This window comes from Puerhibacterium puerhi (assembly GCF_009846865.1).
GTDB classification, from domain to species: domain Bacteria; phylum Actinomycetota; class Actinomycetes; order Actinomycetales; family Cellulomonadaceae; genus Puerhibacterium; species Puerhibacterium puerhi.
Genome location: NZ_WUWN01000022.1, coordinates 17,081 through 30,625, shown reverse-complemented (window position 1 = coordinate 30,625; position 13,545 = coordinate 17,081). Strand labels below are relative to the sequence as shown.

15 protein-coding genes are annotated in these 13,545 nt (G+C 75.2%); 3 read left to right on the top strand and 12 right to left on the bottom strand.

What is annotated here, in order from left to right; all coding sequences use genetic code 11:
• Window positions 1-440: 440 nt before the first annotated feature.
• Together GSF02_RS12400 and GSF02_RS12395 are read left to right on the top strand one after the other, a co-directional pair.
• Window positions 441-1,490, top strand: a complete 1,050-nt coding sequence (locus GSF02_RS12400) for a tyrosine-type recombinase/integrase (RefSeq protein WP_159796805.1) — start codon at window positions 441-443, stop codon at window positions 1,488-1,490.
• 56 nt (window positions 1,491-1,546) lie between these two features.
• Window positions 1,547-2,851 (top strand): phospholipase D-like domain-containing protein, encoded by a 1,305-nt coding sequence (locus tag GSF02_RS12395; RefSeq protein ID WP_201308910.1) that lies wholly within the window; start codon window positions 1,547-1,549, stop codon window positions 2,849-2,851.
• 16 nt (window positions 2,852-2,867) lie between these two features.
• Here GSF02_RS12395 and GSF02_RS12390 read toward each other — a convergent pair whose 3' ends face one another.
• From GSF02_RS12390 to GSF02_RS12350, 9 genes are all read right to left on the bottom strand, one after another.
• Window positions 2,868-3,527 (bottom strand): MBL fold metallo-hydrolase, encoded by a 660-nt coding sequence (locus GSF02_RS12390; protein ID WP_159796802.1) that lies wholly within the window; start codon window positions 3,525-3,527, stop codon window positions 2,868-2,870.
• An 88-nt stretch (window positions 3,528-3,615) separates the two neighbouring features.
• Window positions 3,616-4,221: a MerR family transcriptional regulator gene (locus GSF02_RS12385; protein ID WP_159796799.1), complete on the bottom strand. Its 606-nt coding sequence runs from the start codon at window positions 4,219-4,221 to the stop codon at window positions 3,616-3,618.
• A gap of 208 nt (window positions 4,222-4,429) precedes the next feature.
• Entirely contained in the window at window positions 4,430-4,969 is a 540-nt protein-coding gene (locus GSF02_RS12380) for a bifunctional nuclease family protein (RefSeq protein ID WP_235915533.1), read from the bottom strand.
• A 153-nt stretch (window positions 4,970-5,122) separates the two neighbouring features.
• Entirely contained in the window at window positions 5,123-5,884 is a 762-nt protein-coding gene (gene ftsR / locus GSF02_RS12375) for a transcriptional regulator FtsR (RefSeq protein WP_235915532.1), read from the bottom strand.
• Entirely contained in the window at window positions 5,881-6,351 is a 471-nt protein-coding gene (locus GSF02_RS12370; protein ID WP_159796796.1) for an FHA domain-containing protein, read from the bottom strand. Before GSF02_RS12370 ends, ftsR begins: the two co-directional genes overlap by 4 nt.
• A 178-nt stretch (window positions 6,352-6,529) precedes the next feature.
• Complete coding sequence (locus GSF02_RS12365) at window positions 6,530-7,573, bottom strand: DUF881 domain-containing protein (RefSeq protein ID WP_235915531.1); 1,044 nt, start codon at window positions 7,571-7,573, stop codon at window positions 6,530-6,532.
• Window positions 7,574-7,575: 2 nt separating this feature from the next.
• A complete protein-coding gene (locus tag GSF02_RS12360) occupies window positions 7,576-7,908 on the bottom strand; it encodes a small basic family protein (protein WP_159796793.1) in 333 nt (110 codons plus the stop codon).
• Window positions 7,909-7,966: 58 nt separating this feature from the next.
• Window positions 7,967-8,854, bottom strand: coding sequence for a DUF881 domain-containing protein (locus GSF02_RS12355; RefSeq protein ID WP_159796790.1), 888 nt, complete (start codon window positions 8,852-8,854; stop codon window positions 7,967-7,969).
• Complete coding sequence (locus GSF02_RS12350; protein WP_159796787.1) at window positions 8,851-9,462, bottom strand: CDP-alcohol phosphatidyltransferase family protein; 612 nt, start codon at window positions 9,460-9,462, stop codon at window positions 8,851-8,853. The genes GSF02_RS12355 and GSF02_RS12350 overlap by 4 nt, the downstream gene beginning before the upstream one ends.
• Before the next feature lie 352 nt (window positions 9,463-9,814).
• Between GSF02_RS12350 and GSF02_RS12345 the strand changes: the two genes are divergently transcribed.
• On the top strand, window positions 9,815-11,734 hold the full coding sequence (locus tag GSF02_RS12345; RefSeq protein WP_159796784.1) for a DEAD/DEAH box helicase: 1,920 nt from the start codon (window positions 9,815-9,817) through the stop codon (window positions 11,732-11,734).
• Window positions 11,735-11,843: 109 nt separating this feature from the next.
• Here GSF02_RS12345 and GSF02_RS12340 read toward each other — a convergent pair whose 3' ends face one another.
• The 3 genes from GSF02_RS12340 to GSF02_RS12330 form a co-directional block, all read right to left on the bottom strand.
• Complete coding sequence (locus GSF02_RS12340; protein ID WP_159796781.1) at window positions 11,844-12,305, bottom strand: PH domain-containing protein; 462 nt, start codon at window positions 12,303-12,305, stop codon at window positions 11,844-11,846.
• 70 nt (window positions 12,306-12,375) lie between these two features.
• The gene (gene hisG, locus GSF02_RS12335; RefSeq protein WP_159796778.1) at window positions 12,376-13,224 is read right to left on the bottom strand and encodes an ATP phosphoribosyltransferase; all 849 of its coding nucleotides are present in this window, start codon (window positions 13,222-13,224) and stop codon (window positions 12,376-12,378) included.
• Between the two features lie 57 nt (window positions 13,225-13,281).
• Window positions 13,282-13,545, bottom strand: a complete 264-nt coding sequence (locus GSF02_RS12330; RefSeq protein WP_069982556.1) for a phosphoribosyl-ATP diphosphatase — start codon at window positions 13,543-13,545, stop codon at window positions 13,282-13,284.

Below are 13,545 nucleotides of genomic sequence, written 5' to 3'. Positions count from 1 at the left end.
GCGCATGTCGGCGCCCAGGCCGCAGCGCTGCGGCGCCGGGACGCGCGCCCACTGTCCGGCGCCGCACCTCCAGCCGCAGCCGCCGTCCCCTGTCGAGGCCGCCACGCCACCGCACACGGCGTCGCAGCGCCGACGCGCCGGTGCCGACGCGCCGGTGCCGACACGCCGGCGGATGGCTCCGCTGACGACCCTCTCGGCGAGCCGCAGCCCGCTACACTGATTCGGACATAGCGCCCAAACCATTGTGTATGGTACAACACAGTGGTGCCGGTGACATAACGCAGGCGCATCGTCCCCGGGCACGCCGTCTCGCCGACGCGGCGCCCGCTGCGAGGGCTCCCGCCCGTGTCGGTGCCCGTGTCGGTGCGTCCGACTAGCCTCGGCGGCGTCCGTACAGGTCAGCGCCCGCGTCCCCCGGCGCCGTCGTCCGAGGAGGTCTCGTGGTCGCCCCGCCCCGGCTCAACCGCCTCACCGTCGCCGAGGCCGCCGACCGCTACCTCGCGTCCGTGCGCGTCGAGACCGTCCGCGGCGTCCTCTCCCCCGCCACCGCCCGCAGCTACGACCGCGACGTGCGCGAGCTCGCGCGCCTGCTCGGCCACGAGCGCGTCCTCGACGACGTCACCGGCGACGACGTCGACGACGCGCTGGTGCGCTACCAGGCCAGCCCGGACGGACGGTTCACCGACCCCGCGCGCAAGGCCGGCCCGGGGCGGTCCACCGCCACGGTGAACCGCTTCCGCCAGTCGGCCACGCGGTTCTTCTCGCACGCCGCGAAGGAGTGCTGGGTCCAGGCCGACCCCATGCAGTGGGCCGCTCCCCCGGCCAAGGTGCGCGGCGGCCTGCGCGTGGCGCGCACCGCCCTGTCGTCGTCGGCGGCCCAGGCCCTGCTCGCCACGGCGACGGGTGCGCCCGGGCCAGGGTCGGCGCCGGCGCGCACCGACCAGGACCTGGCGCTGCGCGACCGCCTCGTCGTCGCCCTCCTGCTGGTGCTCGGCCCGCGGGTCTCCGAGCTCGCCCGGGCCGACGTCGAGGACTTCACCCGCGAACCGGGTCACACCCGCTGGCGCGTGGTCGGCAAGGGCGGCAGCACGCGCACGCTGGCGCTGAGCCCGCCGCTCGCCGCGGCGCTCGAGGACTACCTGACGACGCTGCGGCCCCGGCTCGCCGCCCGCCGCCCGGACGACCCCGACGCCCAGCGCGCGCTGCTGCTGACCTGGCGCGGGCGACGCGCCGACCCGCAGACGATCCGCGGCCTGCTGGCCCGCGCCGTCGGGCGCATGCCCGCGGAGTACCGCCGGCCCGCCACCCCGCACGCGCTGCGGCACACGACCGCGACGCTGCTGGTCGCCGAGGGGTGGGACGTCAAGGTGGTCGCGGAGCTGCTCGGCCACGCGTCGATCGCGACCACCGGCGTCTACCTCGACCGGATCGAGGGCGAGCTGGCCGCCGCGATCCGCTCGCACCCGCTGTCGGACGCGCTCGGGGCGTGACGCGCCGGGCGGCAGGCTCGCTGCACCGGCGTCCCGGCCCGGATAGGTTGGCGCCCGTGCCCCGCCCCGCCCTGCCCTCGCGCTCCGCCCGCCTGCCCCGCCTCGCGGTCACGCTGCCGACCGACACCACCTGGGCAGGTGTGCGCCGCGTGGCGCTGCGGGCCGCGCTCACGGCGGTGGCCGTTCCCGTCGCCACGGGGCTGGCGATCATGGCGGGCGAGCGCCTGCGCCGTCACCGCCACCCGCTCGACGCCCCGTTCCCCACCGCGCCGCCCACGGACGCGCAGGTCGGGCGGACCACCACCACGGTGTACACCTCCGGCCACGACCTGTACGACGCGATGCTCGAGGCCATCCGCGGCGCCAAGCACCACGTCTTCCTCGAGACGTTCATCTGGAAGGCCGACGAGGTCGGCCAGGCGTTCAAGCAGGCGCTGGCCGACGCCGCGGCCCGGGGTGTCGCCGTCTACGTGGTCTACGACGGGTTCGCCAACCTCGTCGTGCCGCCGTCCTTCTTCCGCTTCCCGCGCGCCGTCCACGTGCTGCGCTTCCCCGTGCTGCGCCCGGGCATCCTGTGGGGCGGCATCCGCTACTCGGGGCGCGACCACCGCAAGCTGCTCGTCGTCGACGACGAGGTCGGCTTCGTCGGCGGGTACAACCTCGGCGACCTGTACGCCGCGCACTGGCGCGACACCCACCTGCGGCTCGAGGGCCCGGCCGTCTGGGAGCTGCGCAACTCGTTCGTCGACTTCTGGAACCGGTGGCGCCGCCCGCGGCTGCCGGTCCTGCAGGACGTGGGCTCGCCGTCGTGGCTGCCGCAGCTGCGCGCGGCGCGCAACGCCCCCAGCGACCTCGTCTTCCCGATCCGCGGCATCTACCTCGACGCCATCGACCGGGCGACCAGCCACGTGCACATCACCCAGGCCTACTTCATCCCCGACCGGGAGATCCTCGCCGCGCTGCTCGCCGCCGCCCGCCGCGGCGTCGACGTGCGGGTGCTGGTGCCGGAGCGCTCCAACCACGTGGTCGCCGACTGGCTCGCCCGCGGGCACTACGCCACGCTGCTGCGCGGCGGCGTGCGGATCTTCCTGTACCAGGGGGCGATGATCCACGCGAAGACCGCGACGATCGACGGCCGGTGGTCGACCGTCGGCACGGCGAACATCGACCGGCTCTCGCTGACCGGCAACTACGAGATCAACCTCGAGATCGTCGACCGCGACGTCGCCCGCACGCTCGAGGACGTCTTCGCCATGGACCTCGGCAACGCGCGCGAGCTCACGCTCGCGGCCTGGGAGCGGCGGCCGGCCTTCCAGAAGGTGGGCGAGCGCCTCGTCGCGCCGCTCGGCCCCCTGCTCTGAGCGGCCGGTGCGCGGCTCAGAGGGCGAGCGTCTCCCCCGTCCCGAGCCGGGCGTACGCGTGCTCGCCGACCAGCGCGGCGTCGGACAGCCGGCCAGAGACCATCCGGTAGCCCACCTCGGACAGCAGCGCGTCGTGCGTCGGGACCACGTACCGGGCGCTCGCGGCCCGCACGAAGTCGATGACCTCGCCCAGCTTGAGCCACGGCCCGGAGACGGGCGTGAGGAGCACGTCGACGCCGGTGGGCGGGGCGTCGAAGGAGTCGCCCGGGTGGTAGGCGCTCGCCCCGTCGAGCTCGACGAGGTAGGTCACGTTGGTCGCCCGCGGGATCGCCGGATGGATGAGGGCGTGCGCCCCGCCGCCGACGGTCACGCGCGCGGCCCCCAGCTCCAGCACGTCGCCGGGCTGCGCGGTGTGCACGCGCCCGGCGGGCGCGCCCGCCCCGGTCAGGGCGGCGACCGCGCCGGCGGTCCCCCACGCCTGCAGGCCCGCGTCGGCGCGCAGGGCAGCGGCGACGGCCGGTGCGTCGACGTGGTCGGGGTGCTCGTGGGTGATCAGGACGGCGGTGGCGCCGGCGAGGGCGCCCTGCGCGTCGGAGAAGGTGCCCGGGTCGACGGCGAGGCGGGCCCCGGCGCCGTCGAGGCGGACGCACGCGTGGCCGTGGGACGTCAGCTGCATGCCTGCAGGCTATCCCCGGTTTCCGCGGACTGTCGCTCGGGGCGACGAACGGTCGCGACGTGCGCCGGCCGCGGCGCGCGGGTCCGGGTCAGCCGGCCTGGCGCTTGGCGCGGCGGGCGGCGAGCTCGTCGCCGGCGAGCTCGGCCGGGCGCTCGGCGTCGGCGAGCGTCTCGGTCGGCATGGTCGACAAGGTGCCCTCGATCTCGCGCCACACGCGCCCGACGGCGATGCCGAACACGCCCTGGCCGCCCTGGACGAGGTCGACGACCTCGTCGGGGGACGTGCACTCGTACACCGACGCGCCGTCGCTCATCAGGGTGATCTGCGCCAGGTCCTCCACGCCGCGCTCGCGCAGGTGGGTGACGGCGGCACGGATCTGCTGCAGGGAGACGCCGGTGTCGAGCAGCCGCTTGACGACCTTGAGCACAAGGATGTCGCGGAAGCTGTAGAGCCGGTGGGTGCCCGATCCGGTGGCCGGGCGGATCGACGGCTCGACGAGGCCGGTGCGCGCCCAGTAGTCGAGCTGGCGGTAGGTGATGCCGGCGACGCGGCACGCGGTGGGCCCGCGGTACCCGGTCGCGGCGTCCTGCTCCGTGAGGTCCTCGCCGAAGAGGAGACCCTGGGCGCCGTGCGGCACCGCAGTCTCGGCCGACGCGCCGGACACGGCGCTCGCCTTGCCGCTGCTGGTGTTCACTCGTGCCTCCCGGTGGATGTCTGCGTCCACGCTAGGCCGCACTCCGTGCCGATTCAACGCAAACGGCCCCCGGCGCGTCGCGTGTCGCCCCCTCGACCTCAGGTAGAGGGTCGTCTTCTACGGGTTCGGACCGGTCTGTCCGGGTCTCGACCTCGACGTGAGGGTGAGCACACGAGGGCGTCCGACCCCGGGGAGGCTGTCGCGGGCCTCACTCCCGGGGAGCGCCGCCCGGGCCGGCGAAGTCGTCGGGCTCGACGTTCGCCAGGAAGTCGCGGAACCGGTCCATCTCGCGCTGGTGCGAGGCGTCGACGGTCTCGATGCCCGCCGTCGCGACGACCTCGGCCGAGCACAGGACCGGCGAGCCGGTGCGGACCGCCAGGGCGATGGCGTCCGAGGCGCGCGAGTCGACCCGTACCCCGTTGGACAGCACGAGCTCGGCGAAGAAGATCCCGCCGTCGAGGGCGACGATCTCGGCGCGCTCGAGCCCCACGCCGGTGGCGTCGAGCAGGTCGCGCAGCAGGTCGTGCGTCAGGGGCCGGGGGGTGACGAGGCCGGCCTGCGCCATCGCGATCGCGCTCGCCTCACGCGGTCCGATGACGATGGGCACCACCAGGGACGCCGCGCCGTCCAGCAGGAGGACGACGATCTCCTGGTCGCCGCGCTGCTGACGGACCCCGAGCACCTCCACGGGGACCATGGGCACGTCGTCCGCGGGGCCCTGGTCGCCGAACGGTGAGCGGTCGTCCATAAGGCCCCACGCTACGCCGCGCAGCAGTTCGCGTCGCCGTCCCGCCCGGATTCGGCGGCCGAGGGTTCCTGCCGGCTCGCTGCCGGCTCGCTGCCGGGTTGCTGACCGGGCTCGGGTGCGGTTCGGGCGGGCACGGCGTACCGGGCCGGCCGCTCAGCCGAGGTCGTCGACGCCGCGCCGCACCCAGACGGTGTGCAGGCGCGCGAGCAGCTCGCCCAGCTCCTCGGCCAGCGTGTCCGCCTGGGCGCGGGCGGAGCCCGTCTGCTGCCGGCGGTAGGGGGCGACGACCTGGTCGACCAGGTCGACGCTGCGGTCGGCGGCGGTCCGCAGGGGCCGCAGGTGCCGCGGCTCGATGCCGTACTCCGCCAGCCGGGTGGCAGTGCGCACGACGTCCGGCGCCGCGGCGTCGAGCTGGCCGGTGGCGGACTCGTGCAGGAGGCCGGAGGACACGAGCGAGCGCACGAACGCCTCGTCGACCCCGGCAGCCTGCGCGACCGACTCCACGGTCCAGCGCGGCCGCGCCGGCTCGGCCGACCGGTCGGCCGAGCCGCCCGCGAGCCGCGGCGCCGGCACCGGCGCCGGCTCCTCGCCGGCGTCCATCGCCGCGAGGCGCTCCTTGATCACCTTGAGCGGCAGGTAGGAGTCGCGCTGCTCGGCGAGCACGAAGCGCAGGCGCTCGACGTCCGCCGGGCTGTACTGCCGGTAGCCCGACGGCGTGCGCACCGGGTGGATGAGCCCCTGCTCCTCGAGGAACCGCAGCTTCGAGTGGCTGACCTGCCCGAACTCCGGCGACAGCGCCGCCAGCACGTCCGAGATGCGCATCGTGGGCTGCCGCGAGATGCCCCGCGGCCACGGCTCGGGGGCGTGCTCCTCGCCGGGCTCGGGCCCGGCCGACCAGGTGCGCGCCGCCGTCACGAGGCGGGCGCCGACGGCTCCCGCGGCGCCTGCGGGCTGGCGTGGAACGACATGCGGAACTTGCCGATCTGCACCTCGTCGCCCGTCGCCAGCGCCGCGACGTCGATCCGCTGACGGTTGACGTACGTGCCGTTCAGGGACCCGACGTCGCGCACCAGGAACCGTTCGCCCTCGCGGACGAACTCCGCGTGCTTGCGCGACACCGTCACGTCGTCGAGGAAGATGTCGGCGTGCTCGCTGCGGCCCGCCACGACGCGGTCGCTGTCCAGCAGGAACCGCTCCCCCGACCCGCCGTGCTGCACGACGAGCAGGGCGGAGTGGCGCGGCAGCGCCGAGACCGCGGCGGCGTCCTCGGCCGTGAGCGGTACGCGCGCGGCCTGCTCCTCCGCCGCGGGCACGCCGATGCGCCCGAGCGTCGCCGTGACGTCGGCGGCGTGCTGCTGGGGCAGGGAACGAGGGTCGGTCATCAGTCCTCCACGCAAGGGCCGGTGTGACGGCGGTGTCGACGGGCACGCCGGCGGGTCTGCCGTCCTCTCGCCAACCTATCGCGTGAACGCCCTTCGCGGGAACCCGCCTGGGGCGTCCGGGCAGGTGAGGCGACCGAACGGGTCTGGTGCGCGACGCCCGGCGGGCGCCGCGGGATGGTCAGTCGTCGTCCTCCTGCGGACGGGCGTACCTCGGCTCGGAGAGCTGACGGGTGGCGTCCACCGTGAGGTGGTCGGACCGCTCGGTCGTCGCCGTCGCGCCCTGCGTGCGCACGGTCGCCAGGGCGCCGCCGGGGATCTCCAGGGCGCGGTCCATCGTCGCCGGGTCGCCGATCGCCACCCACCGGTACGGCGAGTCGATCCGCTGCCCGTCGACCTCGATGCCCTCCGGCCCGTCCACGAACGCCGACGAGGTCACCAGGCGCACGTCGTTGACCTGGACGGCCTCGGCGCCCGCGTTGCGCAGCTCCTCGAGGACGTTGAACAGGTGCGACGCCTCGAGCTTGTCGCCGCTGTCGACGATCTGGATCTCCACGCCCGGGCCCTCGGCCGGCAGGCGCCCGGAGAGGATGCCCTCCGATGCCGCACGCTGCTGGGCCAGCTCCTGCGCCGCCTGGGCCCGGCCCGTGCCCGACGCCAGCTCGTCGCGGCTCTGCTGCAGGCGCGTCACCTCGTCGTCGAGCTGTTCCGCGCGCTGGGTCACCTCGTCGAGCAGCCGCACCAGGTCGTCCTGGCGCAACGACGCCAGCTCGTCCTGCCCGGACTGGCGGACCTGCACCACCAGCGCGAAGCCGAGCGCGGCGCACAGCACGCCGATGAGCACGTGGGAGCGGGAGGTTCGCGGCCGCATGGCACCGGCCAGCCGCTGCCAGGGGCTGACTGCACTCGGCGGCTCGGTGCTCGGCGGCTCCGCAGGCGTGCCCGACGACGCCGGATCCTCCGTGTCGCCGGCGTCCGGTTCGTCGGGGCCGGTCGCGTGGTCGGTCGCGTCGGCCTCGTCGGGCTCCTGCGCCTCGCTGTCGGGCTCACCCGGGTCGGCAGGAGGCTCGGGAGCGACCGGCTCGGTCGCTCCGGTCTCCGTCGCCTCAGCCTCGGCTGCTCCGGTATCCGTCTCCGTCGCCTCCGCCTCCGCCTCGGGCACCTCGGTCGGCGTGGGCACCTCGGGCTCGACGGGACCGGTGGGGTTCTCCTCGCGACCTGCCACGGTCAGGCCTTGAAGAGGTGGCGCCGGATGGCCGCGGCGTTGGAGAAGATGCGGATCCCGAGCACCACGACGACTGCCGTGGACAGCTGCGAGCCCACGCCGAGCTGGTCACCGAGGAACACGATGAACGCCGCCACGAGCACGTTCGACAGGAACGACACGACGAAGACCTTGTCGTCGAAGAGTCCGTCGAGCATGGCCCGGAAGGCGCCGAACAGCGCGTCGAGCGCGGCGACCACGGCGATGGGCAGGTAGGGCTGGAGGGCGACGGGCACCGTGGGCTCCAGCAGCAGCCCCGCGACCACTCCGACCACGAGGCCGACGACGGCGATCATCCGGCGATCAACTCCTGACTCTCCGCTCCGTGCGCGGCCGAAGGACGGGCCGTGGTCCTCACGGCGTCTCGCTCCCGGCCTCGGAGCCTACCGGCTGCGCGTAGCGCAGCGTCTGGGGCCCGGCACCCGGCAGCTCGAGCCGCGACTGGGCCACCACGCTGGACGAGATGCCGTACTGGGAGCCGAGCACCTGCAGGTAGGTGGGCACCTCGGAGCGGGCCCACGCGGTCTGCATGGCGTCGGTGTCCCCCACCGCCCGCACCACGTACGTCGGACCGGTGAGCGGCACCAGGTCGACGAGCACGGCGTCGCCGGCGTTGCGCACGGCCGAGGTCATGGTCAGGCGCTGGTCGTCGACGCTCACCGCCTCGGCGCCGGCCGCCCAGAGGGCGTTGACGACCGCCTGCAGGTCGGTGTCACGCACCCGGGCGTCGCTCTCGCTGTCGCCGGCGAGGCCGCCGCCGCCGTCGGTGAGGGAGACCACCAGCCCCGGCCCCTCGACGGGCGCGGTGCCGTTGACCGTCTCGTCCAGGCGGATGCTGTCGAGGATCTGCGGGGACCGGCTGGCGAGCGCGGAGCGCTGCAGGTCGGAGATCTCGGCCGAGAGCCGGTCGGACCGCTCGCTCAGGTCGGCGACCTCGTCGTTGCGCTCCGTGATCTGCTGCTCGAGCACCGCGCGCGCCTCGGACACCGACGGCTGCGGCGCTCGCAGCTGGCGGGCGGCGGCAGCGGTCGCGAGCCCCAGCACGACGGCCAGCACGACGAGCGCCACGCGCGTGGCCGGACGGCGCGTCGCGGGCCGGCCGGACGCGGCGGCGCTGCGCCGCCGCTCCGCGGCCTCCGCGTAGCCGGGGTCGAGGGGGCGCTCCATCACCTCGATCAGGAGCGTCATCGACTCGTCGGGGCGGCGTCGCCGCCCCGGCCCGGGCGCGGGAGGCTGCGTCATCGAGTCTCCCAGCGTCCCGACGTCGCGCCGTCGGAGGTCCCGGGGCCCAGGAGCCGGCGGGCCTGACCGAGGTACTGCCACCCGGCGAGCCAGTACAGCCCGACGCCCCACCAGGTGAAGGCCCAGCCGACCACGTGGGCCACCGCGCCGACGCCGCCGGGCACCTCGGCCAGCAGGAGCAGTGGGAAGGCGTACAGCAGCGCGAACGTGCCCGCCTTGCCGACGAAGCTGACCGGCAGCGGCCCGTAGCCGCGGCGCCCGAGCAGCACCACGACCACCGCGAGCACCGCGTCGCGCGCGACGATGACGACGAGCACCCACAGCGGCACCACGCCGCGCCAGGCGAGGCCCGCCAGGGTGACGAAGATGAAGAGCCGGTCCGCCGCCGGGTCGAGCATCTCGCCCAGCTTGCTCACCTGGTGCAGGCGGCGCGCGAGCACGCCGTCGAGCCAGTCGGTGAAGCCAGAGACCGCGAGGACCACCAGGGCCCACACGTCGTGCCCCGAGACGATCAGCACCGCGAACACCGGCACCAGGGCCAGCCGCAGCAGGCTGATCAGGTTCGGGACGGTCAGGACCGAGGAGCTGACCTCCTGCCCTCGCTGCACGCCCACCGTCCTCGTCTCTGCACGTCCGCCGGGTGCACCGCACCCGGCACCGCCATCCTACGCAGCACGTCGTGACCCGTCGGAGCCCCTGCGGGCCACGTCGCGGTGACGGACCTCACCGGGCGCCGTCGGGCGCTGGTGCCGGCACGGGGCGTACGATGGGCGCTCACCCCCTTGGAGTTCGTCGCTCCGTCCCGCATTCGTGCGCCCCGCACCCGGCCCCGGCACCTGCCTGGCTCCGGGTCACGCGCTGGTTCGTGTCTGTGTCTCGGGATCTGGCGACACACCCGGCGGCCCTTGCCGCCGGCCGTGCCGGACTCCCACCACTGACGACCGAACGGTGCACCCACCCATGCCCAGCGCGCCCACGACCCTGCCCGCCGACACCGAGACGACCTCCGCCGCGGCCCCCGAGGCCGTCACCGCGGACACCGCCCCCGCCCAGCCCGGCTTCGACCAGCTCGGCCTGCCGCCGGCGCTCGCGGCCGCCGTCGCCGACCTCGGCTTCACCACCCCCTCGGCCATCCAGGCCCAGGCCATCCCCGCCCTGCTGTCCGGCCGCGACATCACCGGCGTCGCCCAGACGGGCACCGGCAAGACCGCCGCGTTCGCCCTGCCGCTGCTGGCCGCCGTGGACCCCGACCTCCACCAGGTCCAGGCCCTCGTGCTCACCCCGACCCGCGAGCTGGCCATGCAGGTGGCCGAGGCCGTCGAGTCGTTCGCCTCGCACCTGCCCGGCGTGCGCGTGCTGCCGGTGTACGGCGGCGCCCCCTACGTGCCGCAGCAGCGCGCGCTGCGCGAGGGCGTGCACGTCGTCGTCGGCACGCCCGGCCGCGTCATGGACCACATGGAGCGGGGGTCGCTGACCCTCGACTCCGTGCGCTACCTCGTCCTGGACGAGGCCGACGAGATGCTGCGGATGGGCTTCGCCGAGGACGTCGACCAGATCTTCGGCAAGGCGCCCGCCCGCCGCCAGGTCGCCCTGTTCTCCGCGACGATGCCGCCGGCCATCCGCGCCGTGGCCGAGAACCACCTGCACGACCCGGTCGCCATCGCCGTCGCGCGCCAGTCCTCCACCGTCGCCTCGGTGCACCAGACGTACGCGATCGTGCCGTTCCGCCACAAGACCGGCGCCCTGGTGCGCGTGCTGGCCACCTCCGACGCCGACGCGGCCATCGTGTTCACCCGCACCCGCTCGGCCGCCGAGGAGGTGGGCGCCGCCCTGATCGAGCGCGGCATCTCCGCGGCGACCATCTCCGGCGACGTCGCCCAGAAGGAGCGCGAGAAGATCGTCGAGCGCCTGCGCTCGGGCGCCCTGGACGTGCTCGTGGCCACCGACGTCGCCGCACGCGGCCTCGACGTCGACCGCATCGGGCTGGTCGTCAACTTCGACATCCCCCGCGAGCCGGAGGCCTACGTCCACCGCATCGGGCGCACCGGCCGCGCGGGCCGCACCGGCCGGGCCGTGTCCTTCGTGACCCCGCACGAGCGCGGCAAGCTCAAGCACATCGAGGCGACGATCAAGACCTCCCTCGAGGAGGTCGCGGTCCCCTCCCCCCGCGACGTGTCCGCGCACAAGGCCGGCCGCCTGCTGGACGCCGTGCCCGAGCGCCTCGCGGCGGGCCGCCTCGACCTGTACACCGAGCTGGTGCGCGCCCGGGCGGCCGAGGGCGCCGACCCCGTCGACCTCGCGGCCACGCTCCTGGCTCTCGCGGTCGGCGACGACGGCCCGCGCCAGCGTGCCGAGCAGGAGGAGTACGAGCGGGAGCAGCGCGAGGCCCGTGCGGCTCGCACCGCCCGCGAGACCCGCCGGCACGAGGCGAGCGACGGGCGCGGCGCCCGCGACCGGTTCGACCGCGGCGACCGCCGCGGCCCGTCCCGTGCCGACGACGACCGCCCGCGCGGCATCCGCCGCCCCGCCGCGGGGACGCGCTACCGCGTCGCCGTGGGGCACACGCACGGCGTCAACCCCGGCGGCATCGTCGGGGCGCTGACCAACGAGGGCGGCCTGGCCGGTTCGGACGTCGGCAAGATCGACATCTTCGGGTCGTTCTCCCTGGTCGACATCACCGCGCCGCTGAGCGAGGCCCAGCTCGACCGCCTCGGTCGCGCGCGGGTGGCCGGCAAGTCCCTGCGCATCACGGTCGACCGCGGCGCCCCCGAGCACCGCGGCCCGCGCCGCGATGGCTTCCGCGAGGGCTTCCGGGACGGCGGCCGCGACCACCGCGCGCCGCGCACGGAGCGCGGCCCGCGCCAGCACCGCGACTTCTGATCGCGAGAGCCTGACGCGCCGGACCCGGTGACGACCGCGGGCCCCGACCCTTCGAGGGTCGGGGCCCGCTGCCGTCGGGGCGGGCCCGCGGCGTGGCCGGCACGCACCGTCAGGGTTGTCGCTCGCCCGGCTCGGACGCCTCGCCGTGCTCCTGGACCAGCGCGACCAGGCGCCGCGCCTCCGCCATGGCGTGCTCGCCGTCGGCGCGCTGGATGCCTATGAGGGCGATGGTGTCGCCGTCGGCGAGGTCGAGCCGCACCCACGGGTCGTTGACGCCGAACCGTACGGCCAGGATCTCGGCCCACTCCAGCCGCCGCGTGCGCACGATGTTGCGCACCACCAGCCCCTGCGGGCTCGGCCGCGCGTGCACGCCGCCCACACGCCACAGCAGCAGCGCCGCGCAGAGGGCGAACAGGGCGAACGACAGGCGGTTGCCCGCGGCCTGGCCCAGCGGCCCGCGCGACGTGAACGCCACCAGGACGGTCCCGCCGACCGAGATGACGCCGACGGCCCAGGCCGCGACCTGGCCCCAGCGCGGACGGAACGTCCGGTAGCGCGCGTCGTGCGTCATGCTCGTCACGCTGCCACGTGGGCGACCTGCTCGACAGCGCCGCGGGCCGTCACGGGGACGCGGCGCGCGGTCAGAGCCGGCTGGCCAGGATCGACGTGACGAGGATGCCGCGGGCGCCCACCTCGTACAGCGCGTCCATGATCCGGTTCATGTCCTTGCGCGGCACCAGGACGCGCACCGCCGACCAGTCGCGGTCGTGCAGCGGCGAGATCGTCGGGGACTCGAAGCCCGGGGTGATGGCCACCGCCGCGTCGACGTGGTCGTTGCGCACGTCGAAGTCCATCAGGACGTACTCGCGCGCCGTGATGACGCCCTGCAGGCGGCGGGTGAGCACGCTCAGCCCGGCGGGCTCCGGCGCGTCGGCGCGGCGGATCAGCACGGCCTCGGAGCGCAGGATCGGCTCGCCGAAGACCTCGAGGCCAGCGGCGCGCAGCGTGGTGCCGGTCTCCACGACGTCGGCGATCACGTCCGCGACGCCGAGCTGCACGGAGCTCTCGACGGCGCCGTCCAGGTGCACGACGGCGGCAGGCTCCACGCCGCGCGAGGCGAGGTGGTCGCGCACGAGCGTGGTGTACGACGACGCCACGCGGCGCCCGGCGATCGCGGCGACGTCGGACATGGTGCCGGCCGGCGCGGCGAAGCGGAACGTCGAGCGGGCGAAGCCGAGGGGCAGGTGCTCGATCGCGGCGGCACCGGAGTCGAGCAGCAGGTCGCGGCCGGTGATGCCGGCGTCCACGGTGCCGGAGCCGACGTAGACGGCGACGTCGCGCGGCCGCAGGAAGAAGAACTCGACGTCGTTGTCCGGGTCGGCGAGCACGAGCTCGCGCGAGTCCCGGCGCTGCTTGTAGCCGGCCTCGCGCAGCATGGCGACGGCCGGCTCGGACAGGGAGCCCTTGTTGGGCACGGCGATGCGGAGCATCAGGGAAACCTCGCTGGGGTGGTCAGGCGGTCGGCGGGCGTGCGGCGTTCGCGCCGCTCACAGGTGGGTGTAGACGTCCTCGAGCGTGAGCCCCTTGGCCACCATGAGCACCTGCAGGTGGTAGAGCAGCTGGGAGATCTCCTCCGCGGTGCGCTCGTCGCCCTCGTGCTCGGCCGCCATCCAGACCTCGGCCGCCTCCTCGACGATCTTCTTCCCGATCGCATGGACGCCGGCGTCCAGCTCCGCGACCGTGCCGGAGCCGGCGGGGCGCGTGACGGACTTCTCGGCGAGCTCGGCGAACAGGGAGTCGAAGGTCTTCAC

Bases quoted from the DNA above. Each gene is read 5' to 3' on its own strand.
- GSF02_RS12360 (WP_159796793.1), bottom strand. From the start codon at position 7,908: ATGATCGCCGTCGTCGGCCTCGTGGTCGGAGTGGTCGCGGGGCTGCTG.
- GSF02_RS12370 (WP_159796796.1), bottom strand. From the start codon at position 6,351: ATGACCGACCCTCGTTCCCTGCCCCAGCAGCACGCCGCCGACGTCACG.
- GSF02_RS12345 (WP_159796784.1), top strand. From the start codon at position 9,815: ATGCCCAGCGCGCCCACGACCCTGCCCGCCGACACCGAGACGACCTCC.
- GSF02_RS12390 (WP_159796802.1), bottom strand. From the start codon at position 3,527: ATGCAGCTGACGTCCCACGGCCACGCGTGCGTCCGCCTCGACGGCGCC.
- GSF02_RS12355 (WP_159796790.1), bottom strand. From the start codon at position 8,854: ATGACGCAGCCTCCCGCGCCCGGGCCGGGGCGGCGACGCCGCCCCGAC.
- GSF02_RS12380 (WP_235915533.1), bottom strand. From the start codon at position 4,969: ATGGACGACCGCTCACCGTTCGGCGACCAGGGCCCCGCGGACGACGTG.
- hisG (WP_159796778.1), bottom strand. From the start codon at position 13,224: ATGCTCCGCATCGCCGTGCCCAACAAGGGCTCCCTGTCCGAGCCGGCC.
- GSF02_RS12340 (WP_159796781.1), bottom strand. From the start codon at position 12,305: ATGACGCACGACGCGCGCTACCGGACGTTCCGTCCGCGCTGGGGCCAG.